The sequence below is a fragment of the Stenotrophomonas sp. YJH_SMC_81 genome, from assembly GCF_059370875.1.
Window position 1 is genome coordinate 1 of record NZ_JCAFUB010000003.1, and the last position, 22,081, is coordinate 22,081.

21 protein-coding genes are annotated in these 22,081 nt (G+C 66.2%); 17 read left to right on the forward strand and 4 right to left on the reverse strand.

What is annotated here, in order from left to right:
- From AC5P8U_RS06530 to AC5P8U_RS06560, 7 genes are all read left to right on the forward strand, one after another.
- The coding region (locus tag AC5P8U_RS06530; RefSeq protein ID WP_188248811.1) for an IS3 family transposase at positions 1 to 106 on the forward strand (106 nt) is incomplete at its 5' end.
- A 205-nt stretch (positions 107 to 311) separates the two neighbouring features.
- Complete coding sequence (gene rsmD, locus AC5P8U_RS06535; RefSeq protein ID WP_072168325.1) at positions 312 to 890, forward strand: 16S rRNA (guanine(966)-N(2))-methyltransferase RsmD; 579 nt, start codon at positions 312 to 314, stop codon at positions 888 to 890.
- A gap of 26 nt (positions 891 to 916) precedes the next feature.
- Positions 917 to 1,426: a pantetheine-phosphate adenylyltransferase gene (gene coaD / locus AC5P8U_RS06540; protein ID WP_005416145.1), complete on the forward strand. Its 510-nt coding sequence runs from the start codon at positions 917 to 919 to the stop codon at positions 1,424 to 1,426.
- A gap of 59 nt (positions 1,427 to 1,485) precedes the next feature.
- Positions 1,486 to 1,977 carry a hypothetical protein gene (locus AC5P8U_RS06545; RefSeq protein WP_005409092.1) on the forward strand — a complete coding sequence of 164 codons (492 nt, stop codon included), beginning with the start codon at positions 1,486 to 1,488 and terminating at the stop codon, positions 1,975 to 1,977.
- 132 nt (positions 1,978 to 2,109) lie between these two features.
- Positions 2,110 to 2,391 (forward strand): YfhL family 4Fe-4S dicluster ferredoxin, encoded by a 282-nt coding sequence (locus AC5P8U_RS06550; RefSeq protein WP_004153175.1) that lies wholly within the window; start codon positions 2,110 to 2,112, stop codon positions 2,389 to 2,391.
- Positions 2,388 to 4,118, forward strand: coding sequence for a gamma-glutamyltransferase (ggt, locus tag AC5P8U_RS06555; RefSeq protein ID WP_134972425.1), 1,731 nt, complete (start codon positions 2,388 to 2,390; stop codon positions 4,116 to 4,118). The genes AC5P8U_RS06550 and ggt overlap by 4 nt, the downstream gene beginning before the upstream one ends.
- Before the next feature lie 117 nt (positions 4,119 to 4,235).
- The gene (locus AC5P8U_RS06560; RefSeq protein WP_072168323.1) at positions 4,236 to 5,123 is read left to right on the forward strand and encodes an MBL fold metallo-hydrolase; all 888 of its coding nucleotides are present in this window, start codon (positions 4,236 to 4,238) and stop codon (positions 5,121 to 5,123) included.
- A gap of 41 nt (positions 5,124 to 5,164) precedes the next feature.
- On the opposite strand, the gene AC5P8U_RS06565 is transcribed toward AC5P8U_RS06560, so the two are convergent.
- Positions 5,165 to 5,458, reverse strand: a complete 294-nt coding sequence (locus AC5P8U_RS06565) for a PsiF family protein (RefSeq protein WP_049413317.1) — start codon at positions 5,456 to 5,458, stop codon at positions 5,165 to 5,167.
- Positions 5,459 to 5,643: 185 nt separating this feature from the next.
- A complete protein-coding gene (gene upp / locus AC5P8U_RS06570) occupies positions 5,644 to 6,276 on the reverse strand; it encodes a uracil phosphoribosyltransferase (protein ID WP_005416149.1) in 633 nt (210 codons plus the stop codon).
- 217 nt (positions 6,277 to 6,493) lie between these two features.
- Between upp and AC5P8U_RS06575 the strand changes: the two genes are divergently transcribed.
- From AC5P8U_RS06575 to AC5P8U_RS06590, 4 genes are read left to right on the forward strand one after another with little or no spacing between them, the layout of a single operon-like run.
- Positions 6,494 to 9,007 (forward strand): TonB-dependent receptor, encoded by a 2,514-nt coding sequence (locus AC5P8U_RS06575; protein WP_289852684.1) that lies wholly within the window; start codon positions 6,494 to 6,496, stop codon positions 9,005 to 9,007.
- Positions 9,007 to 10,122, forward strand: a complete 1,116-nt coding sequence (locus AC5P8U_RS06580) for an NHL repeat-containing protein (RefSeq protein ID WP_252744980.1) — start codon at positions 9,007 to 9,009, stop codon at positions 10,120 to 10,122. The genes AC5P8U_RS06575 and AC5P8U_RS06580 overlap by 1 nt, the downstream gene beginning before the upstream one ends.
- Positions 10,119 to 11,486 carry a purple acid phosphatase family protein gene (locus AC5P8U_RS06585; protein WP_072168320.1) on the forward strand — a complete coding sequence of 456 codons (1,368 nt, stop codon included), beginning with the start codon at positions 10,119 to 10,121 and terminating at the stop codon, positions 11,484 to 11,486. The genes AC5P8U_RS06580 and AC5P8U_RS06585 overlap by 4 nt, the downstream gene beginning before the upstream one ends.
- 10 nt (positions 11,487 to 11,496) lie before the next feature.
- Positions 11,497 to 12,111 (forward strand): inorganic diphosphatase, encoded by a 615-nt coding sequence (locus tag AC5P8U_RS06590; RefSeq protein WP_447897143.1) that lies wholly within the window; start codon positions 11,497 to 11,499, stop codon positions 12,109 to 12,111.
- Between the two features lie 19 nt (positions 12,112 to 12,130).
- Here AC5P8U_RS06590 and AC5P8U_RS06595 read toward each other — a convergent pair whose 3' ends face one another.
- The gene (locus tag AC5P8U_RS06595; RefSeq protein WP_053499158.1) at positions 12,131 to 12,715 is read right to left on the reverse strand and encodes an SMI1/KNR4 family protein; all 585 of its coding nucleotides are present in this window, start codon (positions 12,713 to 12,715) and stop codon (positions 12,131 to 12,133) included.
- Between the two features lie 109 nt (positions 12,716 to 12,824).
- Between AC5P8U_RS06595 and AC5P8U_RS06600 the strand changes: the two genes are divergently transcribed.
- Positions 12,825 to 14,240, forward strand: coding sequence for a cryptochrome/photolyase family protein (locus AC5P8U_RS06600; RefSeq protein ID WP_151355010.1), 1,416 nt, complete (start codon positions 12,825 to 12,827; stop codon positions 14,238 to 14,240).
- 139 nt (positions 14,241 to 14,379) lie between these two features.
- Positions 14,380 to 15,075, forward strand: coding sequence for a YiaD family glycine zipper/OmpA-like lipoprotein (locus AC5P8U_RS06605; protein ID WP_005416156.1), 696 nt, complete (start codon positions 14,380 to 14,382; stop codon positions 15,073 to 15,075).
- A gap of 202 nt (positions 15,076 to 15,277) precedes the next feature.
- On the opposite strand, the gene AC5P8U_RS06610 is transcribed toward AC5P8U_RS06605, so the two are convergent.
- Positions 15,278 to 16,309, reverse strand: a complete 1,032-nt coding sequence (locus tag AC5P8U_RS06610) for a LysR family transcriptional regulator (protein WP_061477953.1) — start codon at positions 16,307 to 16,309, stop codon at positions 15,278 to 15,280.
- 147 nt (positions 16,310 to 16,456) lie between these two features.
- Here AC5P8U_RS06610 and AC5P8U_RS06615 point away from each other — a divergent pair, with 147 nt between their 5' ends.
- The 4 genes from AC5P8U_RS06615 to AC5P8U_RS06630 all read left to right on the forward strand — a co-directional run bounded on the left by AC5P8U_RS06615 (position 16,457) and on the right by AC5P8U_RS06630 (position 22,064).
- The gene (locus AC5P8U_RS06615) at positions 16,457 to 16,684 is read left to right on the forward strand and encodes a hypothetical protein (RefSeq protein WP_049414419.1); all 228 of its coding nucleotides are present in this window, start codon (positions 16,457 to 16,459) and stop codon (positions 16,682 to 16,684) included.
- Complete coding sequence (locus tag AC5P8U_RS06620) at positions 16,681 to 17,451, forward strand: SDR family NAD(P)-dependent oxidoreductase (protein ID WP_447897142.1); 771 nt, start codon at positions 16,681 to 16,683, stop codon at positions 17,449 to 17,451. Before AC5P8U_RS06615 ends, AC5P8U_RS06620 begins: the two co-directional genes overlap by 4 nt.
- A 91-nt stretch (positions 17,452 to 17,542) precedes the next feature.
- Positions 17,543 to 18,766 (forward strand): efflux RND transporter periplasmic adaptor subunit, encoded by a 1,224-nt coding sequence (locus AC5P8U_RS06625; RefSeq protein ID WP_049414417.1) that lies wholly within the window; start codon positions 17,543 to 17,545, stop codon positions 18,764 to 18,766.
- A gap of 127 nt (positions 18,767 to 18,893) precedes the next feature.
- Positions 18,894 to 22,064: an efflux RND transporter permease subunit gene (locus tag AC5P8U_RS06630; protein ID WP_495214012.1), complete on the forward strand. Its 3,171-nt coding sequence runs from the start codon at positions 18,894 to 18,896 to the stop codon at positions 22,062 to 22,064.
- Positions 22,065 to 22,081 lie beyond the last annotated feature (17 nt).

Consider the following 22,081-nt stretch of genomic DNA (forward strand, 5'->3'; position numbering starts at 1 on the left):
CGGGCTGGTGGAGTACATCAAGTACTACAACCAAGAGCGAATCAGATTGAAATTGAAGGGGCTAAGCCCGGTAAAGTACCGGGAACAGGCCCAAGCAGCCGCCTGACCCCACCGTCCAAGTCTCGGGGGTCACTTCATGGACGGGTTTACGGCGTCCCCCACAACCTGACCCGCCCCGCCAACCCACAGGAAACCAGCTTTTGAAGTTGCTTCGGCCGTTGCTTCGGACTCTGCGGGTGCCGGGCAAAGCCCGGCCGAACTACAATCCCACTCATGCTGAAATTCTTGAATACCTCCCGCCGGGGGCGCCAATGAGCGGCCGTGGGGGCAACGACGGGCAGGTCCGCATCATCGGCGGTCGCTGGCGCAATACCCGCCTGCCGGTGCCGACCCTGCCGGGACTGCGGCCCAGCAGCGATCGTGTGCGCGAAACCCTGTTCAACTGGCTGATGCCCAAGCTCGGCGGGGCCCGTGTGCTGGACCTGTTCGCCGGCAGCGGCGCATTGGGCCTGGAAGCGGTCTCGCGCGGTGCCGCCCACGCCACCCTGGTCGAGCGCGATGCGCAGCTGGGACGCAACCTGACCGCCGCCGTCGCCAAGCTGCAGGCCAGCGACCAGATCAGCGTCGTGCAGGCCGATGCCCTGCGCTGGCTGCAGGGTGCGCCCGCGCAGCAGGCCGATCTGGTGTTCATCGACCCGCCGTTCGCCGATGGCCTGTGGCAGGACGTGCTGGCCCAGCTGCCGCGGCACCTGGCAGCCGATGCCTGGCTGTACCTGGAGTCGCCGGCCGGCCACGTGCCGGTGCTGCCGCAGGGCTGGCTGCTGCACCGCGAGGGCGGCACCCGTGAGGTGCGCTTTGCCCTGTACCGCCGTGCCACTGCTACACTTTGACCTCATCTGAACATCTGCTACCGCCCATGACCGTGGCCAACCGCCGCATCGCCGTCTATCCCGGCACGTTCGACCCGATCACCAACGGTCACATCGACCTTGTGAGCCGGGCCGCGCCGCTGTTCGAAAAGGTCGTGGTCGGCGTGGCGCAGAGCCCGTCGAAGGGCCCGGCGCTGCCGCTGGAACAGCGCGTGCAGCTGGCGCGTGGCGCCCTGGCCCACCATGGCAATGTCGAAGTCATCGGCTTCGATACCCTGCTGGCCCATTTCGTACGTTCGGTCCAGGGCGGGGTGCTGCTGCGCGGCCTGCGCGCGGTGTCCGACTTCGAGTACGAGTTCCAGATGGCCAGCATGAACCGCCACTTGATTCCCGAGGTCGAGACCCTGTTCCTGACCCCGGCCGAGCAGCACAGCTTCATTTCGTCCTCGCTGGTCCGCGAGATCGCGCGCCTGGGCGGCGACGTGTCCGGTTTCGTGCCGGCCGCGGTGCTCGAAGCCCTGCGCAAGGTCCGCGAAGCGAAGGCGGCACAGTCGTAAGCCCGCCGTACCTGCACCCCATTACGTACAACACCACGCACCATTCCGGGAGGAAATCCATGAACACCACCATGCGCGCGATGCTGATCGCTTCGTTGGCCCTGGCCTTCACCGCCTGCAAGAAGGAAGAGGCCGCTCCGGTCGACGAGGCCAAGCAGGCCCTGGTCGCCCCGGCCAAGGACGACGATGCAGGCTGGAAGAAGTACCTGCAGGAAGTGGCCATCCAGAACATGGGCAACATCACCAACAGCCCGTTCCTGTACTACCTCTCGCCGGAATCGGATCCGGACTTCCAGGCCAAGTACGAGCGCCAGACCGAGAGCGCGACCCAGGCCGTGGCCCGTGGCGTGCAGCCGGGCAACATGCTGGCCTTCGGTTCGTCGGCCTCGGGCAAGATGGCTGACATGATCCAGGCCGTGTTCAAGGACGTGTCGCCGGATTCGATGAAGGGCGTGCGCGTCGTCTTCATCGGCCAGTCGGCCGACAACGCCCGCGTGCAGGCTGCGATCCAGCCGACCGGTGCCGAGTACATTTTCGTCGAAGCCAAGTAATACCGAGCCATGGCGGCCATGCTCCGGCATGGCCCGGGCGGCGTCCTGCCAGGGCGCCGCTGATGACCTGACCGGCCCGCGCGCCCGCGCTGGCCGGTCCTTTGTCCCAAGGCGCGGGCGAGGAGTATCGCCATGTCGCTGAAAATCAACGAGCTCTGCGTCAACTGCGACGTCTGCGAGCCGGCCTGCCCGAACCAGGCCATTGCGATGGGTGAAACCATCTACGTGATCGACCCTGCGCGCTGCACCGAATGCGTGGGTCATTTCGACGAGCCACAGTGCGTGGTCGTCTGCCCGGTCGAGTGCATCGACCCGGATCCGGAGATCGTGGAAACGGAAGACCAGCTGCTGGCCAAGCTGCGCCAGCTGCAGCACGATCACCCCGAACTCTATGCGGAGCCCCCATCCGAATGAAGACGCTGATCGTCCGCCCCCTGTTGCTGCTCGGCCTGCTGCTGAGCCCGATGGCCTGGGCCGACAGCCCGGCCCGTGCCGAGCGCCCCGACGGCGCAGCCATTGCCAGCGGCCACGCGCTGGCCACCCAGGCCGGTATCGATATCCTGGCGCAGGGCGGCAACGCCTTCGACGCTGCGGTGGCGGTCTCGTCCACGCTGGCGGTGGTCGAGCCGATCAGTTCCGGACTCGGCGGCGGCGGCTTCTTCCTTCTGCACGACGCGGCCACCGGCAAGGACGTGATGCTGGATGCACGCGAGACCGCACCGGCGGCGGCCACGCCGCAGGCCTTCCTCGACAAGCAGGGCAACCTGGACCGCGACCGCTCGGTCAACGGTGCGTGGTCGGCGGGTATTCCCGGCCTGCCCGCAGCGCTGGTCGAACTGTCGGCCCGGCACGGCAAGCTGCCGTTGTCGGCCTCGCTGCAGCCGGCGATCCGCATCGCACGCGAAGGCTTCCCGGTGTACGACCGCATGGCCAAGGGCTACGCGTCGCGCCGTGAAGTGATGGAGCGCTATCCCGGCACGCGTGAAGTCTATCTGCGCAACGGCAAGCCGATCGCCAGCGGTGACCTGTTCAAGCAGCCGGAGCTGGCGCAGACGCTGGAGCGCCTGGCCGCTGGAGGTTTCGACGGCTTCTACAAGGGCCAGACCGGAAAGCTGTTGCTGGCGGGCGTCAAGCAGGCCGGCGGCAAGTGGACCGCCGAAGAGCTGGCCGGCTATCGCGTGAAGCAGCGCGAGCCGATCGTGTTCAACTACAACGGCTGGAAGATCACCACCGCGCCGCCGCCGTCGTCCGGTGGCATCGCGCTGGCCAGCATGCTGCAGATCCTGGAAGGCTGGGACATCAGGAAGATGGATCCGGCGCACCGTACCCACCTGGTGGTGGAGTCGATGCGCCGTGCCTACCGCGACCGTACGTTCTTCCTCGGCGATCCGGACTTCGTGCAGATCCCGCAGAAGGTGCTGACCAGCAAGGACTACGCACAGGGCCTGCGGGCGACCATCCATCCGGAAAAGGCCACGCCCAGCGACCTGCTGTCGGGCAACCCGACGCCGCTGGAAGACGACGAGACCACGCACTTCTCGATCATCGACCGCGACGGCAACCGCGTCGGCGCCACCCAGACCGTCAACCTGCTGTACGGCTCGGGGCTCATTCCCAAGGGCACCGGTGTGCTGCTGAACAACGAGATGGACGATTTCGCGCTGAAGCCGGGTACGCCCAATGCCTTCGGCGTGATGGGCTACGAGGCCAATGCGCCGAAGCCGGGCAAGCGCATGCTCAGCTCGATGACGCCGACCTTCATGGAAAACAGCGACAAGGTGATCGTGCTGGGCACCCCGGGTGGCAGCCGCATCATCACCATGGTGCTGCTGGGCATCCTCGGCTACGACGCTGGCCTGGACGCGCAGCAGGTTGCCGCGCTGCCGCGCTATCACCACCAGTGGCTGCCGGACCTGATCGAAGCCGAGGATGATGCGTTCGACGCGGCGACGGTGAAGCAGCTGCAGGCGATGGGCCACAGGATCGACCTGCCGGGCAATGTCGCCGCCGGCGGTCGCGGTTCCAGCCACGTGTGGGGCAACCTGCAGACCGTGGAATGGGACCGCAAGGCGAACAAGCTGTTCGGTGGCAGCGACCCGCGCAATCCGGTGGGCAGTGCCCAGGTCGTGCCGGCCTACTGATGTGGTGGTGCCGGCCACTGCCCGGCAATCCGCAGATCACCAGGACCCCGCCAACCGGCGGGGTTTCCTGTTTCCTTTCTAGCGATTATTTAACGGTCCGGCGCCGATAATCGACGCATGAAACTCTGGTCTATTCGTGGAAACTCGCAGCGCCTGGACGGCGGCGCGATGTTCGGCAACGCGCCGCGTGCGTTGTGGGAAAAATGGGCGGCTCCGGACGAGCTCAATCGCATCGAGCTGGCCTGCCGTGCGCTGCTTGCCAGTCCGCTGGAAGGCAAGACGGTACTGTTTGAAACCGGTATCGGTGCGTTCTTCGACCCGCGCATGCGAGAGCGCTACGGCGTGCAGGAAAGCCAGCACGTGCTGATCGATTCACTGCGCGAAGCGGGTTTCGAGCACGAGGACATCGACGTGGTGGTGCTCAGCCACCTGCACTTCGATCATGCCGGTGGCCTGCTTGCCGCATGGAGCGAAGGGCGTGAGCCCGAGCTGCTGTTCCCCAACGCAACCTATGTGGTTGGTGCGCAGCATTGGCAGCGCGCCGTGCAGCCACACCCGCGCGATCGGGCCAGTTTCATACCTGAGCTGCCCGGCCTGCTGCAGGCCAGTGGCCGCCTGGAAGTGGTGGATGGCGAGTACTCGAAGGCGCTCGGCCGCAGCGTGCGCTTCAGCTACAGCGATGGGCATACGCCGGGGCTGATGCTGGCCGAGATCGTTGGTCATGCGCATGCCGGTGAAGATGCGCACGGTGGCGTGGTGTTCTGTGCCGACCTCATCCCAGGTCGTTCATGGGTGCACGTGCCGATCACCATGGGCTATGACCGCAATGCCGAATTGCTGATCGACGAGAAACGGCAGTTCCTTGAGGACAAGCTGGCGCGCAACGTGCGGCTGTTCTTCACCCACGACCCGCAGGTGGCGCTGGCGCAGCTGGGCCGTGATGACAAGGGACGTTTCGTGACCCTGCACGAACAGGGCGAGCTGAAGGCGCGCGCCCTGGGGTAATGGCAGAGCCGAGCGTGGGCTCGGCTCTGCATCACTCGTCGTTACGACGCCTTCAGGCAGCTGCTCATGAAGGTCTTGCGCGCATCGCCTGCCAGTTTCTTCGCGCCCGCGTCAGCGTTGCACTTGCGCATGCGTTCCTGCTGCGTATTGACCGGCTTGGTTTCGGCAGCCTGGCCACTGAGGCAGGAGCTCTGCGCGGTCTTGTAGGCATCCCCCTTCAAGCCCTTGTTCTTGGCCGAGCATTCGGCCATGCGTTGCTGCTGCGGGGTGGTGGCGTTGGCAGCCAGGGGCAGGCCGGCCAGCAGGACGGCGGCCAGCAGGAATGAGGCCTTCATCGCGAGCTCCAAGGGTGGCGGGTGCGCGGAGCATTCGCCTCCGGCCGGCAAGGCCACGTGAAGAATCACGCGTCGGCCACACCCGCGTCCACGGGCGTTCACGTGCCGCGGCGAAGCGCGCCCGCGAACGGTTGTCGGGTCAGAGCCCTCTCCTGCGGAGAGGGATCCGACCGCGGTTCGCCGGATCAGCCGACGCGGGTGCCGAAGATGCGGTCACCTGCGTCGCCCAGTCCGGGCAGGATGTAGCCCTTGTCGTTGAGCTGGGCATCGATGGCCGCAGTGTAGATTTCCACGTCCGGGTGCACGGCCTTCACTGCTTCGATGCCTTCGGGCGCGGCCACCAGGAAGATGCCCTTGATGCGACGGGCGCCGGCGCGCTTGAGCATGTCGATGGTGGCGATCAGCGTGCCGCCGGTGGCCAGCATCGGGTCGAGGATCAGTGCGTCGCGCTCTTCCAGGCGGCCGGTCAGGCGCTCGAAGTAGGGCACCGGCTGCAGGGTTTCTTCATCGCGCTGCAGGCCGACCACGCTGACACGGGCTGCCGGGATCAGCGACAGCACGCCGCTGAGCATGCCCAGGCCGGCACGCAGGATCGGCACCACGGTGATCTTGGCGCCGGCAATGCGCTGCACCGTCACCGGGCCGGCCCAGCCGGCCAGGGTGTGCGGCTCGGTATCCAGGTCGGCGGTGGCCTCGTAGGCCAGCAGCGTACCCAGCTCGTTGGCCAGTTCGCGGAAATCCTTGGTGCTGAGCGCAGCGTTGCGCATCAGGCCGATCTTGTGCTGCACCAGCGGGTGGCGCACTTCGACGATCTTCATGGTCGGGAAGGGGAATAGGGAGAGAGGCCGCCATTTTGCCGGATTGGCGGGGCGAAGCCCAAACCGGGCCCGGGGCCGGTGTACATGAAATGTGCAGAGGCATGTCACGGCCATGCAACCTTGCGGACATACCGTGCAGACCCATTCTTAACAGGAATGGGGATTCCCAGTGCATATCAAGACTCCGTTGGCCGTTGCCATCACCCTGACCCTGGCAATGGGGGCTGCGGCACCGCTGCAGGCCGCCGGGCAGCAGGCGGTAGCCGCTACCGGCGCCGTGGCGGCCGACGCGGTCGACCTGGACCGTATCGAGGTGCGCGCCCAGCTCGAATCGCAGATCCGCGCGGTCGACCTCAAGCGCGGCAGCGACGCCATCGAAGACGCGGTGTCCTCCGATGCCCTGGGCCAGTACCCGGACAAGAACGTGGCCGAATCACTGCAGCGCCTGCCGGGCATCAGCGTGACCCGTGACCAGGGCGAGGGCCGTTTCGTGGTCATCCGTGGCCTGGACGCCAATCTCAACAGCGTCAGCGTGGATGGCATCGCCGTGGGCACGCCGGAGGATTCCAGCCGTGCCGCGCCGCTGGACGTGATCCCGTCCGATTCCACCGAACGCCTTCGCGTGGTGAAGTCGCCGACCCCGGACATGCCCGGTGATGCCATCGGTGGTGCCGTGCTGGTGGAATCGGCCTCGGCCTTCGACCGCGACGGTCGCAGCCTGCGTGGCAAGATCGAGGGCAGTCACCAGCAGCTGTCCGGCGAGACCAGCCCGAAGGCGGCCTTCAACTACAGCGAAGTGTTCAACGACACCTTCGGCGTGGCGCTGGGCGTGAACTACCAGAAGCGCAGGTTCGAGTCGGACAACACCGAAGTGGAGTACGACGGCGAGGACGATGCCGCCCCCGGTGACGTGACCGCGATCAACCTGCAGCACCGCAAGTACGAGATCGAGCGCAAGCGCATCGGCGCCAACCTCAACCTCGACTGGCGGCCGGACGAAGACAGCCGGTACTACCTGCGCACGCTGTACAGCCAGTTCGACGATGCGGAGACCCGCCAGCGCGTGATCTTCAACTTCGACGACGCGAAGATGGTCAAGACCGGCACCGACCAGTACCGCCTGGATGGCATGCCGAAGGATTCGATCGACAAGCGCATGCGCTACCGCACCAAGAAGGAAAACACCTTCGCGGCCAGCCTGGGCGGCGAGAACAAGTTGACCAACGCCGTGGTCGATTACCGGATCGGCTACACCCGTACCGAAGAGCGCGTGAACGACGAGATGGAGGCGCGTTTCAAGCTCAACGGCAAGGCGTTCAACGGCAGCCTGGACCAGAGCAGCCGGCTGCCCAGCTACAGCTTCGACAACCCGCAGTGGCTGGACAACAGCAACTACGCGTTCGACCGCTTCGTGCTTTCGCCCAAGCAGGTGAACGACAAGGAGCACAGCGCGCAGGTCAACGTGCGCTTCGACGGCGACAGCAGCAGCATCAAGTTCGGTCTGCTGGGCCGCTGGCGCGACCGCGACGTGAATGTGGATGAGCGCGAACTGCGCGTCGGCCCGAAGGTGACGCTGGCGGGCTGGACCACCTCCTCGCCCGAACATCGCCACGGCAACTTCGGCGACGGTATGGATTCGGCTGCGATGCGTGCCTTCTGGGCAGCCAACGGCAGCCAGTACAGCGCCCGCCCGCAGGACGTCGGCGGCAATGCGATGACGTCGCTGGAAGAGGATTACGTGGCCAGCGAGGACATCTTCGCCAGCTATGCCATGGGTACCTGGGACGTGGGTGCGCTGCGCATCATCGGCGGCGTGCGCGTGGAGAACACCCGCTTCAAGGCGATCGGCAACCAGGTGGACGTGGCCGCCAACGGCCGCAGCTTCACCGTCACCCCGCGCGTGGCCAACAGCAGCTACACCAACGTGCTGCCGGGCCTGCACCTGCGCTATGACGCGGCTGATGACTGGGTGCTGCGCGCCTCGGCCAACAAGACCGTATCGCGCCCGTCCTTCGGCGACGTCTCGCCGCGCGTGGGTTACAGCCGCGGTGACGAGGAAGTGCGCCTGGGCAACCCGGAACTGGATCCGTACGAGTCGAAGAACATCGACCTGTCGGTGGAGAAGTACATCGGCAGCAGCGGCATCGTTTCGCTGGGCCTGTTCCACAAGTCGATCGATGGCTACATCGTCGGAACCGTGCGCACCAATGATCCGGCCTACGGTGGATTCGATGTGACGCAGCCGATCAATGGTCGCAAGGCCACCGTGCGTGGTGCGGAGTTCAACTGGCAGCAGCAGCTGGCCTTCCTGCCGGACGGCCTGGATGGCCTGCTGGTCGGCGCCAGTGGCACCTGGCTGGATACGAAGTTCGATGCCGGCATCAAGGACCGTGCGGGCGAGGACTTCACCCTGCCACGCGCCTCCAAGCACGTCTACAGCGCGCACATCGGCTATGAGAAGTACGGCTTGAGCACGCGCCTGGCGGCCGTGTACCGCAGCGAGTACCTGGACAGCATCGGCAAGGGCCGCGCGTTCGATATCTACGTTGCGCCGAATACCCAGCTCGATTTCTCGCTTGACTACAGGTTCACCCCGCGCGTGAGCGTGTACTTCGAAGCGCAGAACCTGCTGGACAAGCCGCTGGAGCTGTACCAGGGCACGCGTTCGCGCACCCTGCAGATGGAAGAGTACGGCCGCACCTATGCGCTGGGCCTGAAGGTGGCGCTGTGATGGGGCGTGGCGTCACCGTCCTGGCCGCCGCGCTGGCAGCTACGCTGGTCGCCGGCTGCACGCCGGCCACCGGCACCGATCCGGCTGCGGGAGCGGCCGCGCCGGCCGCCGGAGGCGAGCGCGTGGTGACCACCATCGCCGAAGCCTTCCTGTCACCGATGACCCCAGCCGACAACATCGATTCCCCCGCGGCCTGGCGCGCGCCGGACGGCGCGCTGTGGCTGATCGCCACCGCCAAGGCCACCGACAAGCTGGTGGTCTACGACGGCAGCACCGGACAGCACCTGCGTGACGTCGGCAGCAGCGGCACCGCACCGGGGCAGTTCGACCGCCCAAATGGTATCGCGGTGATCGACGACCTGCTGTGGATCGTGGAGCGCGACAATCACCGCGTGCAGGTACTGCGCCTGCCGGACTTCACGCCGCTGGCGACGTTCGCTGCGGACGACCTGCGCAAGCCTTACGGACTGTGGGTCGACCGTCGTGCCGATGGCTACAGCGTCTACGTCACCGACTCCTGGGACAACGGCGAGGATGCACAGGGGCGTGACGTCCTGCCGCCGCTGGCCGAGCTGGACAAGCGCGTGCGCCAGTATCACGTGACACGCAATGGTGAGAAGGTCGACGCGAAGCGGGTGGCCAGCATCGGCGATACCACCGAGGCGGGAGCGCTGCGCGTGGTCGAGTCGATCTGGGGCGATCCCGAGAACGACCGCCTGTTGATTGCCGAAGAAGACGAGAGCTACGCCAGCGAGTTCAAGGTCTACACCCTGGCGGGCCGCTTCACCGGCACCACCTTCGGCCGCGACGTGTTCAAGGCGCAGGCCGAAGGCGTGACCCTGCGCACCTGCGGCAAGGATGGCTGGTGGATCACCACCGAACAGGGCAAGCAGCGCAGCGTGTTCCATCTGTTCGACCGGCACACGCTGAAGCCGGTCGGCGCGTTCCAGGGCAATACCGTGGCCAACACCGACGGCATCTGGATGATGCAGCAAGCCAGCACGCGCTTCCCGCACGGCGCGCTGTATGCCGTACACGACGATCAGGGTGTGGTGGCCTTCGACTGGGAAAGCATCGCCAAGCAACTGGCGCTGCCGCTGGAGTGTGGTGCATGAGCCGGCAGCTCGTGATGCGCACGCTGGCCCTGGGCCTGCTGCTGGCGCTGCCGTCGCTGTCGATCGCGGCGGCCGAACCGAATACCCAGGTGCCGGCAGGTAGCCGCCACTACGCAGCGACGACGGTGCCGGACCGCATCGTCGCCTCGCCGGCGGCCGATTCCAGCCATGGGTTCGCAGTGGCCTGGCGCACCGATGGCAGCGTGCAGGCACCGCTGCTGGAGATCGCAATGGCCGCAGATTCGCCGGCCATCGAAGGCATCCGCCAGGTTCGTGCGACGACCCGCGCGCTGCAGACCGAGAACGGCCTGTCGCACCACCATCGTGCAGATATCGATGGCCTGCAGCCGGATACCCAGTACGTCTACCGTGTGCAGGGCAACGGCAGTTGGAGTGCATGGAACCAGCTGCGCACGCTGGCTGCCGCCGACCAGCCGCTGACCCTGCTGTACTTCGGCGATACCCAGAACAAGAACGTCAGCCATGTCAGCCGCGTGGTGCGTGCCGCGCAGAAGGCCGCACCGCAGGCACGCATGAGCCTGTTTGCCGGCGACCTGGTCAGCGGCGGCGACAACATGGATGACAGCGAGTGGGGCGAATGGTTTGCCGCCGTCGGCTGGCTGGCGCAGGAAATGCTGGTGGCGCCGGCCATAGGCAATCACGAGTACTTCGAGGAATTCGAGGACACCCCGCAGGAGCGCCGGGTGCTGGGCCGCCACTGGCCGGTCACGTTCGCGTTGCCGGGCAATGGTGCCAGCGCTGCGCAGCAGAGCAGCTACTGGTTCGATGCGCAGGGCGTGCGCGTGGCGGTGGTCGATGGCACTTCGGCACTCGACCTTGGCACGGCCAAGGCACAGGCGCAATGGCTGGACAAGGTGTTGACCGGCAATCCGCAGCCGTGGACCATCGTGTTGCTGCACCAGCCGTTCTACTCGCCGCGCGAAGGGCGCGAGAACGCCGCGCTGCGTGAGGTGCTGTTGCCGGTGGTACGCCGCCACAACGTCGATCTGGTGCTGCAGGGCCACGACCACACCTATGGCCGTCGTGGCGAGGGGCAGGCCGCGACGCCGCAGTACGTGGTGACTGTAGCCGGACCGAAGCAGTACCGCCTGTCCGATGAAGCGCGCAGGACGATGAACCCAGTGGCCGAAGACACCCAGTTGTTCCAGGTGTTGAACATCGACCCGCAGCGCCTGCGCTATGAAGCGCGCACCGTGACCGGCCGTCTCTACGATGCCTTCGAACTGCGCCGCGATGCCAAGGGGGGAAAACAGCGCATGGAGCTGACCGAAGGCCGCATCACGCCGCGTGATTGCCCGCGTGCGCAGACCGCCAAGGGTCGCGCCGATCGCTGCTGGGAATGAGGACACGCCGATGACCACGCCCCGTCGCATCCTTCCTCTCGCTGCCATCGGCGCCGCTCTGCTGTTGCTGACCAGTGCGGTGACCGCTGCCGATACCGTGCTGCATCCGTTCCTGGTGGCCCAGCCAAGGGAAGCCCCGCAGGAGGTGAATCTGGCGGTGGAGATTCCCGCCGGCAGCGTGACCAAGTACGAGATCAAGGAAGACGGCCTGGTGCATGTGGACCGCTTCCAGTCGATGCCGGTCGCCTATCCGGCCAACTACGGTTCGATGCCGCGCACGTTGGCTGGCGACAACGATCCGCTGGACGCGCTGGTGCTGACCCGTGAACCCCTGCATCCGGGCGTGATCGTACGCTTCCGGCCGATCGGCTACCTGAAGATGATCGACGGCGGCGAGCACGACGAGAAGATCATCGGCGTGCCGACCGACAAGGTTGACCCGACCTACGCCAACATCCGCGACCTGGCCGATCTGCCGGAGATCGAAAGACAGCGCATCGAAGCGTTCTTCCGGGTCTACAAGGACCTGCCGGCCGGGCGCAACGCGGTGCAGCTCAACGGTTGGGGCAACGCCGCCGAGGCGCGGGCGCTGATCAGCGAAGCGATGAAGCGCTTCGAAATGTAGATCCGCGCCATGCGTGGATTCAGTCCAGCAACGTCTCGATGAACGATTCGGCCTGCAGGCGGTCGCCCAGTACCCGGGCCACCGCCTGTACGGCTGCGTCCTGGTGTTCAGGGCGGATACCGCCATCGTCATCGTCGTTGTAAAGGTCATCGCCGGCATCGAGGTACACCGTGCCTGCTGCAGCCAGAGCTGCCATCAGGGTCGGCACGTCGGCAGCCATTTCGTCGGCATCCAGCAGGCCGGCACCGTGATGGCTGAACAGCACACGGCCGTCGTCCAGATCGAGGATGAACGGATCAGCGCTGCGATCGGCAATCACCAGCCAGTTCGAGGGCCAGTCGTTGATCCGTTCGCCGCTGATGCCATGCCATCGATAGCCGGCCTGATGGCTCCACAGGCGTTGCAGCGGCGGTATCCAGACATCAAGGCCGGGAACGGTGATGCCGGCGGTGCCTACCCGGGCATTGATCACTTCGCCCAGCGGCCCGACCTGCGCGTAGAAGCGTGCCAGTACCGGGGGCAGCGGGAACGGGCCCTGCCAGTCGCTCTCGTGCTGGGCATGCAGCAGCCCGAAGCGGGCGAATGAGGCGTGAAGATCATCCATGTCAGAGTCCATCGGGTAGCGGCCGTGCAGCCTAGCAGACGGCGTCTGCGCGCATCGCCTTCACCACCGCTGGCTATCATGTGCGCCTTCCACAACGAAGGCATTGCCTGTGTCGGTAGCGTTGGTATGGTTCCGCCGTGATCTGCGGCTGCAGGACAATCCGGCCCTGCAGGCCGCGCTGGATGCCGGTCACCATGTGGTGCCGGTCTACATCCACGCGCCGCATGAAGAGGGGGAGTGGACGCCGGGTGCCGCCTCCGATGCGTGGCGCCACCGTTCACTGGGTGCCTTGGATGCCGACCTGCGCACGCGCGGCTCGTCGCTGGTGCTGCGCAGTGGTGACAGCCTGCCGGCCCTGCAGTTGCTGATCGAGCAGACCGGCGCCGAGGCGGTGTACTGGAACCGCAAGTACGAGCCGGCCACCCAGCCTCGCGACGCCACCATCAAGCGCACGCTGCGCGAGCAGGGCGTCGACGCGCAGAGCTGCAATGGCAGCCTGTTGTTCGAGCCCTGGGACATCGCCACCCAGCAGGGACAGCCGTACAAGGTGTTCACGCCGTACTGGCGCAACGTGCTCAGTCATTGGCGCCTGCCGGCACTGCAGGCCGCACCGCAGGCACTGGCGACGCACGCGGTCGACAGCCTCGCAATTGATGATCTACAGCTTGCACCGACGCTGGATTGGGATACCGGCTTCTGGGAGCGCTGGCAGCCGGGCGAAGCCGGTGCGCTGGAGGCGCTGTCGGTGTTCGAGGACGGCGCCTTGCGCGGTTACCGCGAGCAGCGAGACCTGCCCGATCGCGTGGGCACCTCGCGGATGTCGCCGCACCTGCATTTCGGTGAGATCGCACCGTGGCGCATCGCGCATGCGCTGGAAAGACGGCGCAGTGCCGGCACCGATGCCGACATCGACGGCTATCTGCGGCAACTGGGCTGGCGTGATTTCGCCTACCACCTGTTGCATCACTTTCCGAAGACGCCCACGGACAACCTCAATCCGCGTTTTGACCGCTTCCCCTGGGCGGCGCCGACTGCAGCGCAACTGCACGACTGGCAGCGCGGCAACACCGGCGTGCCGATCGTTGATGCCGGACTGCGCGAGCTGTGGCACACCGGCTACATGCATAACCGGGTTCGGATGATCGTGGCCAGTTACCTGTGCAAGCACCTTCGCGCGCACTGGCTGCATGGCGCGCGCTGGTTCTGGGACACCCTGGTCGATGCCGATCTGGCCAACAACACGATGGGCTGGCAATGGGTGGCCGGGACCGGCGCCGATGCCGCGCCGTACTTCCGGGTGTTCAACCCGGTCACCCAGGCCGAGAAGTTCGATCCGCAGGCCCGCTACATCAGCCGCTGGGTGCCCGAGCTGGCGGCGCTGCCGGTGAAGGCGCGGTTTGCGCCGTGGCAGCATCCTCTGCTCCTGGCCGCACACGCGCCTGACTACCCACGCACGCCGATGGTGGACCTGGCAGAGGGCCGCGATGCTGCGCTGGCGGCATACCGCCAGTCGGGGGCGGGGTAAAGGGTGACCCGAGCGATCCGGTCAGTTAGCTGAACGCGGCCCTGTCGGCGCACCGGATCATCATCCCGACATCGCATTCGGCTGTTTATCCTCTCTGCGCCCGCAAGCCGCCGGCCGACCGGAAACCAAGGAGAACCTCATGATCCGCAACACCACCCGCAACGTCGCACTGGCCCTGATGAGTGCGGCCGTCCTGTCGGCCTGCGCCACCGGCGGCTCCTATGTGCAGAGTGACCAGTACGGCAACCCGACCGAACAGCAGAACCGGACCGGCCGCAACGCGCTGATCGGTACCGCCATCGGCGTGGCGGCCGGCCTGCTGACCGGCGACAGTGCTACCGAGCGGCGCCAGCACGCGCTGATCGGTGCCGGTATCGGCGCACTCAGCGGTGCCGCCGTCGGCCAGTACCAGGATCGCCAGGAACGCGCACTGCGCGAGCGCACCGCCAACACCGGCATCGATGTGCAGCGCCAGGGCGACAACATCATGCTGAACCTCCCGGACGGGATTACCTTTGACTTCGGCAAGGCGACCCTGAAGCCGCAGTTCTATGGCTCGCTCAACGGCGTGGCCGGTACGCTGCGTGAGTACAACCAGACCATGATCGAGGTGGTTGGCCACACCGACAGCATCGGCAGCGACGCGGTCAACAACCGCCTGTCGAAGGAACGCGCCGACTCGGTCGCGCAGTACCTGATCGGCCAGGGCGTGCAGAGCGTGCGTATCGAAACGCTGGGCGCCGGCAAGGCGTACCCGATTGCCGACAACAGCACCGATGCCGGCCGCGCCAAGAACCGCCGCGTCGAGATTCGGGTGATTCCGCTCAAGCAATAACGCGTAGCGTTGCTGCTTGAGCCGGTCCGGCCATCGGCCGGAACGAAAATGCCGCCCTTGCAGGCGGCATTTTTGTGGGTGCCGAGCGTTGCTCGGCACGCCGACAGCGCATGCAGAGTCGAGCCGCGCTCGACTCCCTCTGTAAGCCATGCCGACCAAGGTCGGCATCTACCAGGAGATGGATAGGCGCTCTTGTTGCAGGTTACGCCGCCGAAGCGGCCACCTTCTCCAGGATCCGCTTGCCACTGTTCTCCAGCGCGGCATCTTCCTGTGCCTTCTGCTGCTGTGCCAGCTTCGCGCCGGGGCACTGCGCCAGCATGTAGTTGGCATCGAAGTTGAGCTTCTCGACCAGGAAGTCGACAAATGCACGCACCTTCGGCGAGACCAGGCGGCCGCCGGCGAATACGGCATTGAAATCCACTTCCGGGCCGGTCCAGCCGGCCAGCACGCGGCGCACCATGCCCGATTCGACGAACGGCTTGGCCATCACATCACCGGTCAGCAGCAGGCCTTCGCCACAGACCAATGCACCATTCAACGCAGACATGTCGTTGGCGGTCATCAGCGGGGTGACCGGGAAGTCGCGCAGTTCGCCCCCGTTCTCGCCCAGCTGCCAGGTGAAGCGCGGCGAGTTGCCGGTATGGTACGGCTTGCGCATCGCCAGGATGCGATGGAACTGCAGCTCTTCCGGATGCAGCGGTTCGCCATAGCGCTCAATGTAGGCCGGACTGGCGAACACCTGCGTGCGCAGGCTGCCCAGCTTGCGCGCGACCAGATTGGAATCGGGCAGGGCACCCACGCGCAGTGCCAAGTCCGCTTCACCGGCGATCAGGTCCAGCTTCTCGTTGCCCATGTGCATGTCCAGGCGGATCTCTGGATACTGCGCATGGAACTGGCCCAGCAGCGGCGCAATCCAGGTGATGCCGATCGAGTAGGGCACAGTGAAGCGCAGCCAGCCGCGCGGGCCGGACTGCAGCTGGCTCACCGCGCTCTCCGCTTCTTCCAGCTCGCGCGCGATGCGCTGGCAGTGCTCGTGGTAGATCGAACCGGCTTCGGTCAGGCCGAGGCGGCGCGTGGTCCGGTGCAGCAGGCGCGCGCCCAGGCGCGTTTCCAGCTCCTGCACTTTGCGGCTGACCGTGGTCTTGGGCAGGCCGAGCGATTTGGCAGCAGCAATGAAGCTGCCTTGCTCGACCACTTTGACGAAGATCAGCGTCTCGTTGAGATCGTGGGACATGGTCGGGGGTCCTGGACGTCGGGGATGGGACAATCGTGACAGAACGATTGGACCGGGTGCGGGATGATTATTCCCCTTAATCAGGACTAATCAAGTAAAGGTTTGAGGTCTATCGTGGCGCCATTCGTTAATTGGAGCCCGTCCGCCATGAGCCTGCGCAACATTCTTGCCCGACTCCGGAACGCCGGCCAGAACACCCTGGACCTGGCGATGACCGTCGAAGCCCGTCCGAGTTCCTTGGTACACAAGGACTTTCGTGAGTTTACCGCGCCCATGCGTCAGCAGCGTGGCGGTGCCATCCGCCTGGTCCCGCACAAGGGCGACCGCCTGCGTCGAATCGGGACTATCCCGGATTTGGGAGGAAATGTCCCGTGAATGGGATACTGACGCCCGAAGTCCTGGTCCTTGGCGGTACCGGTGCCGTCGGCCAGGGCGTGGTCGGCGCGTTGCTGGAAGCCGGCAGCCCGGTGCTGGTGGTTGGCCGCGATCCGGGCCGGCTGGCCGCGCTGCATGAGCAGTTCGCGGATGAGCCCGGACTGGAGACGCTGCTGGGTTCGCTCAGCGATGACGGCTCGGCACGCGCGCTGGCCGAACGCATCGCGCAGCGCCCGCGTCCGTTGGCCGCCGTGATCGCGGCCATGGGTGGCCCCTACCGTCGCGGCCGGGTGATCGACCGCAACGGCGATGAGCTGCTGGCCGCGATGCAGGCCGACCTGATGCCGCACGTGCACGCCGTGCGCCACCTGCTGCCGCTGCTGCAGGACAACGTGCATGCGCGCCGCTACGTGATGATCGGCAGCCCGGCCAACGCCAAGCCCTGGGCGGGCTACGGCGAGACCTCGATCACCACCGCCGCACTGCGCATGTACGCGCAGGTGGTGCACCAGGAAGCGCAGGCGCTGGGCGTGCGCGCGCAGATGCTGGAAGTCTGCAGCCCGGTGTGTACCCCGGCCAACGCGGCCAATGCCTGCATCGAGTGGCCCAGCTCGCTGCTGGTCGGTCGTCGTGTGGTCTCCCTGCTTGATGGGTGCCGCGACAACCGCGCCATCGTCCGCTGCGACAGCAGCGATGCCGAATTGCCGCGTGGCCTGCTGCACCTGGAAGTTCCTCCGCTGTGGCGCGACACCGCAGGCATCGCTTGACCTCGACCATGGTTGAGGTCGCAGTATTCGCCGCCGATTTTTGCAACACGTTCTCATATCGCTGTACCACCCCTCCGTACGGATGCATGCCATGACTTCCCCCAATACCACCCCACATCGTTTCGGCCATCGCATTGCGATGGCCGGCGTGTCGATCCTCGCCGCGGCCGTGCTTGCAGCCTGCAGCGGCGGCCATGCCGAAGAAGGCGGTGCACCGCCGCCGCCGCAGGTCAGCGCCGCGCCGGTGCTGGTCAAGCAGGTCAGCCAGTGGGACGAGTTCAGTGGCCGCGTCGAAGCGGTGCAGAGCGTTGAACTGCGTCCGCGCGTTTCCGGCTACATCGACAAGGTCAACTACGTTGAAGGCCAGGAAGTGAAGAAGGGCGAAGTGCTCTTCACCATCGACGCGCGCAGTTACCAGGCCGAGTACGATCGGGCAGCCGCCGAACTGGCCCGCGCCCGTACCCAGGCCACGCTGGCCCGCAGCGAGTCCGAGCGCGCCAAGCGGCTGTCCGAGCAGCAGGCGATCTCCACCGAGACCGCCGAGCAGCGCCGTGCGGCTGCCGACCAGTCCGGCGCCGCCGTGCAGGCCGCGCAGGCAGCATTGGATGCCGCCCGCCTCAATCTTGAGTTCACCAAGGTGCGGGCACCGATCGACGGCCGTGCCGGCCGCGCGATGGTCACCGCCGGCAACCTGGTCACCGCCGGCGACAGCGCCAGCGTGCTGACCACGCTGGTCTCGCTGGACACGGTGTTCGTCTACTTCGATGCCGACGAAAGCACCTTCCTGCGCTACGCCCAGATGGCACGCAAGGGTGAGCGCCCGAGCGAGCGTGACAGCGCGCTGCCGGTGAAGGTCGGCCTGTCCGGTGAAGAAGGCTACCCGCACACGGGCAAGGTCGACTTCCTCGACAACCAGGTCGCCCGCAGTACCGGGACCATCCGCGTCCGCGCGCTGCTGGACAACGCCGATCGCCAGTTCACGCCGGGCTTGTTCGCCCGCGTGCAGCTGCTTGGCAGCGGCCAGTTCCAGGCGCTGCTGATCGACGACAAGGCCGTGCTGACCGACCAGGACCGCAAGTACGTGTACGTGGTCGACAAGGATGGCAAGGCCCAGCGCCGTGACATCCAGCTCGGCCGCACCGCCGACGGCCTGCGTATCGTCGAGCACGGCCTGGCCGCCGGTGACAAGGTGATCATCGATGGCGTGCAGAAGGTCTTCATGCCGGGCATGCCGGTGCAGGCCAAGGCGGTGGCGATGCAGCCACAGCCGGCGCCGGCACCGGGCCGCGATGCCACCGCTGCCCTGAAGCACTGATCCGCCGTCTCCTGATCCGCGTTTCCGCTTAGCTGCCGGCGCCAGCGGCAGCCTTCCCTGCCTTCGTCATCCCGGCGAGGGGCGGGGTGGCTGTTGCCCGCCGAATGCCTTTCCCAGGAATTCCTCCATGGACTTTTCCCGCTTCTTCATCGACAGGCCGATCTTCGCGGCGGTGCTGTCGATCGTGATCTTCGCCGCAGGCCTGATCACGATTCCAATCCTGCCGATCAGTGAGTACCCCGAAGTGGTGCCGCCGTCGGTGGTCGTACGCACGGTGTATCCGGGCGCCAACCCCAAGGTCATTGCCGAGACCGTCGCCACGCCGCTTGAAGAGGCCATCAACGGCGTCGAAGGCATGATGTACTTGAAGTCGGTGGCCGGCTCGGACGGCGTGCTGCAGATGACCGTCACCTTCCGCCCGGGCACGGACCCGGACGCAGCGGCGGTGAAGGTGCAGAACCGCGTGGCGCAGGCGCAGGCGCGCCTGCCCGAGGACGTGCGCCGGCAGGGCGTGACCACGCAGAAGCAGTCGCCGACCTTCCTGATGGTGGTGCACCTGACCTCGCCGCAAGGCAAGTACGACACCCTGTACCTGCGCAACTACGCGCGCCTGCACGTCAAGGATGCGCTGGCGCGTATTCCGGGCGTGGGTGACGCGCAGATCTTCGGTGGCGGCGACTACGCCATGCGTGCCTGGCTGGACCCGGACAAGGTGGCCTCGCGCGGCCTGACCGCGAGCGACGTGGTGCGTGCCATGCGCGAGCAGAACGTGCAGGTTTCGGCCGGCCAGCTCGGCGCCGAACCGCTGCCGGACAGCAAGTTCCTGACCCTGATCAATGCCCAGGGCCGTCTGAAGACCGAAAAGGAATTCGGCGACATCGTGCTCAAGAGCGGCACCGATGGCGAGATCGTGCGCCTGTCCGACGTGGCCCGCCTGGAACTGGGTGCGGGCGACTACACCCTGCGCTCGCAGCTGGACGGCAAGAACGCGGTGGGTATCGGTATCTTCCAGTCGCCGGGTGCCAACGCGCTGGAAATCCGCGATCAGGTCATCTCGACGATGGACGAGATGCAGAAGACCATGCCGGCCGATGTGAAGTACGAAGCGGTGTATGACACCACCATCTTCGTGCGCGACTCGATCAAGGCCGTGGTCTCCACGCTGCTGGAAGCGATCGCCCTGGTGGTGCTGGTCGTGGTCCTGTTCCTGCAGACCTGGCGTGCGTCGATCATTCCGTTGATCGCGGTGCCGGTGTCGGTGGTGGGTACGTTCGCCGCGCTGTACCTGCTGGGCTTCTCGATCAATACGCTGAGCCTGTTCGGCCTGGTGCTGGCGATCGGCATCGTGGTCGACGACGCGATCGTGGTGGTGGAGAACGTTGAACGCAACATCGAGGAAGGCCTGTCACCCACCGCCGCGGCCCACCAGGCCATGCGCGAAGTGTCCGGCCCGATCGTGGCGATCGCGCTGGTGCTGTGTGCCGTGTTCGTGCCGATGGCCTTCCTGTCCGGTGTCACCGGCCAGTTCTACAAGCAGTTCGCGGTCACCATTGCCATTTCCACGGTGATCTCGGCGATCAATTCGTTGACCCTGTCGCCAGCCCTGGCCGCGCGCCTGCTGAAGGCCCATGGCGCTCCGAAGGACGGCCCGAGCCGCCTGATCGACCGCCTGTTCGGCTGGGTGTTCCGTCCGTTCAACCGCTTCTTCAAGTCCAGCTCGGAGAAGTACGAGCGTGGCGTGGCCCGCATCCTCGGCCGCCGCGGTGCGGTGTTCGTGGTCTACGCGATCCTGCTGGTCGGTACCGGCGTGATCTTCAAGCTGGTGCCTCCGGGCTTCATTCCGACCCAGGACAAGCTGTACCTGATTGCCGGTGTGAAGCTGCCGGAAGGTTCGTCGATCGCCCGCACCGATGAAATGCTGCGCAAGGTCGCCAAGATCGCCCAGGAAACCGATGGCGTCGCTCACACCATCTCGTTCCCCGGTCTGAACGCGCTGCAGTTCACCAATACGCCGAACACCGGTGTGGCGTTCATCCCGCTCAAGCCGTTCGCCGAGCGCCATGGCCGCACCGCCGCGCAGATCAATGCCGAGATCAACCAGAAGATCGCCGGTCTGCAGGAAGGCTTCGCGTTCGCGATGATGCCGCCGCCGATCCTCGGCCTGGGCAATGGCAATGGCTACCAGATGTTCATCGAGGACCGTGGCAACCTGGGTTACGGCGCGCTGCAGAATGCGGTGCAGGCCATGCAGGGCACCGTTGCGCAGACGCCGGGCATGGCCTTCCCGATTTCCAGCTACCAGGCCAACGTGCCGCAGCTCGATGCCGAGGTCGACCGCGTCAAGGCCAAGGCACAGGGCGTGCAGCTCACCGAGCTGTTCGACACGTTGCAGACCTACCTGGGTTCGGCCTACGTCAACGACTTCAACCAGTTCGGCCGCACCTGGCAGGTGATCGCCCAGGCAGATGGTCCGTACCGCGAGACGGTCGAGGACATCGGCAAGCTGCGTACCCGCAACGACCGCGGCGAGATGGTGCCGATCGGTTCGATGGTCACCATCAAGCAGACCTTCGGCCCGGACCCGGTGCTGCGCTTCAATGGCTATCCGGCAGCGGACCTGGCCGGTGAAGCCGACCCGCGCCTTCTGTCCTCGGCCGAAGCGATGACCAAGCTGACCGAGATCGCCGGCAAGGTGCTGCCGGTGGGCATGACCACCGAATGGACCGACCTGAGCTACCAGCAGGCAACCCAGGGCAAGGCCGCCTTCATCGTGTTCCCGGTGGCGATCATGCTGGCCTTCCTGGTGCTGGCCGCGCTGTACGAGAGCTGGTCGCTGCCGCTGGCGGTGATCCTGATCGTGCCGATGACCCTGCTGTCCGCGTTGTTCGGCGTGTGGCTGACCGGCGGTGACAACAACGTGTTCGTGCAGGTCGGCCTGGTGGTGCTGATGGGCCTGGCGTGCAAGAACGCGATCCTGATCGTCGAATTCGCCAGAGAGCTGGAGATGGGCGGCAAGGGTATCGTTGAAGCCGCGCTGGAAGCCTGCCGCCTGCGCCTGCGCCCGATTGTGATGACCTCCATCGCCTTCATCGCCGGCACGGTGCCGCTGGTGCTGTCTCACGGTGCAGGCGCCGAAGTGCGCTCGGTGACCGGCATCACCGTGTTTGCTGGCATGCTGGGTGTGACGCTGTTCGGCCTGTTCCTCACCCCCGTGTTCTACGTGGCCCTGCGCAAGTTCGTCACCCGCAACGGTGGTGGCCAGCTGGTGCAGCACGGCGAACCGACCATCCATCACTGACAGGGAACGTTGCTGAC

What these genes read in the sequence shown, in the direction of transcription:
- AC5P8U_RS06585 (WP_072168320.1), top strand. Translation starts at nt 10,119, where the DNA reads ATGAGCCGGCAGCTCGTGATGCGCACGCTGGCCCTGGGCCTGCTGCTG.
- AC5P8U_RS06625 (WP_049414417.1), top strand. Translation starts at nt 17,543, where the DNA reads ATGACTTCCCCCAATACCACCCCACATCGTTTCGGCCATCGCATTGCG.
- coaD (WP_005416145.1), top strand. Translation starts at nt 917, where the DNA reads ATGACCGTGGCCAACCGCCGCATCGCCGTCTATCCCGGCACGTTCGAC.
- AC5P8U_RS06630 (WP_495214012.1), top strand. Translation starts at nt 18,894, where the DNA reads ATGGACTTTTCCCGCTTCTTCATCGACAGGCCGATCTTCGCGGCGGTG.
- rsmD (WP_072168325.1), top strand. Translation starts at nt 312, where the DNA reads ATGAGCGGCCGTGGGGGCAACGACGGGCAGGTCCGCATCATCGGCGGT.
- AC5P8U_RS06560 (WP_072168323.1), top strand. Translation starts at nt 4,236, where the DNA reads ATGAAACTCTGGTCTATTCGTGGAAACTCGCAGCGCCTGGACGGCGGC.
- AC5P8U_RS06590 (WP_447897143.1), top strand. Translation starts at nt 11,497, where the DNA reads ATGACCACGCCCCGTCGCATCCTTCCTCTCGCTGCCATCGGCGCCGCT.
- AC5P8U_RS06580 (WP_252744980.1), top strand. Translation starts at nt 9,007, where the DNA reads ATGGGGCGTGGCGTCACCGTCCTGGCCGCCGCGCTGGCAGCTACGCTG.
- AC5P8U_RS06610 (WP_061477953.1), bottom strand. Translation starts at nt 16,309, where the DNA reads ATGTCCCACGATCTCAACGAGACGCTGATCTTCGTCAAAGTGGTCGAG.
- AC5P8U_RS06565 (WP_049413317.1), bottom strand. Translation starts at nt 5,458, where the DNA reads ATGAAGGCCTCATTCCTGCTGGCCGCCGTCCTGCTGGCCGGCCTGCCC.
- ggt (WP_134972425.1), top strand. Translation starts at nt 2,388, where the DNA reads ATGAAGACGCTGATCGTCCGCCCCCTGTTGCTGCTCGGCCTGCTGCTG.
- upp (WP_005416149.1), bottom strand. Translation starts at nt 6,276, where the DNA reads ATGAAGATCGTCGAAGTGCGCCACCCGCTGGTGCAGCACAAGATCGGC.
- AC5P8U_RS06545 (WP_005409092.1), top strand. Translation starts at nt 1,486, where the DNA reads ATGAACACCACCATGCGCGCGATGCTGATCGCTTCGTTGGCCCTGGCC.
- AC5P8U_RS06605 (WP_005416156.1), top strand. Translation starts at nt 14,380, where the DNA reads ATGATCCGCAACACCACCCGCAACGTCGCACTGGCCCTGATGAGTGCG.
- AC5P8U_RS06550 (WP_004153175.1), top strand. Translation starts at nt 2,110, where the DNA reads ATGTCGCTGAAAATCAACGAGCTCTGCGTCAACTGCGACGTCTGCGAG.
- AC5P8U_RS06595 (WP_053499158.1), bottom strand. Translation starts at nt 12,715, where the DNA reads ATGGATGATCTTCACGCCTCATTCGCCCGCTTCGGGCTGCTGCATGCC.
- AC5P8U_RS06575 (WP_289852684.1), top strand. Translation starts at nt 6,494, where the DNA reads ATGGGGGCTGCGGCACCGCTGCAGGCCGCCGGGCAGCAGGCGGTAGCC.
- AC5P8U_RS06615 (WP_049414419.1), top strand. Translation starts at nt 16,457, where the DNA reads ATGAGCCTGCGCAACATTCTTGCCCGACTCCGGAACGCCGGCCAGAAC.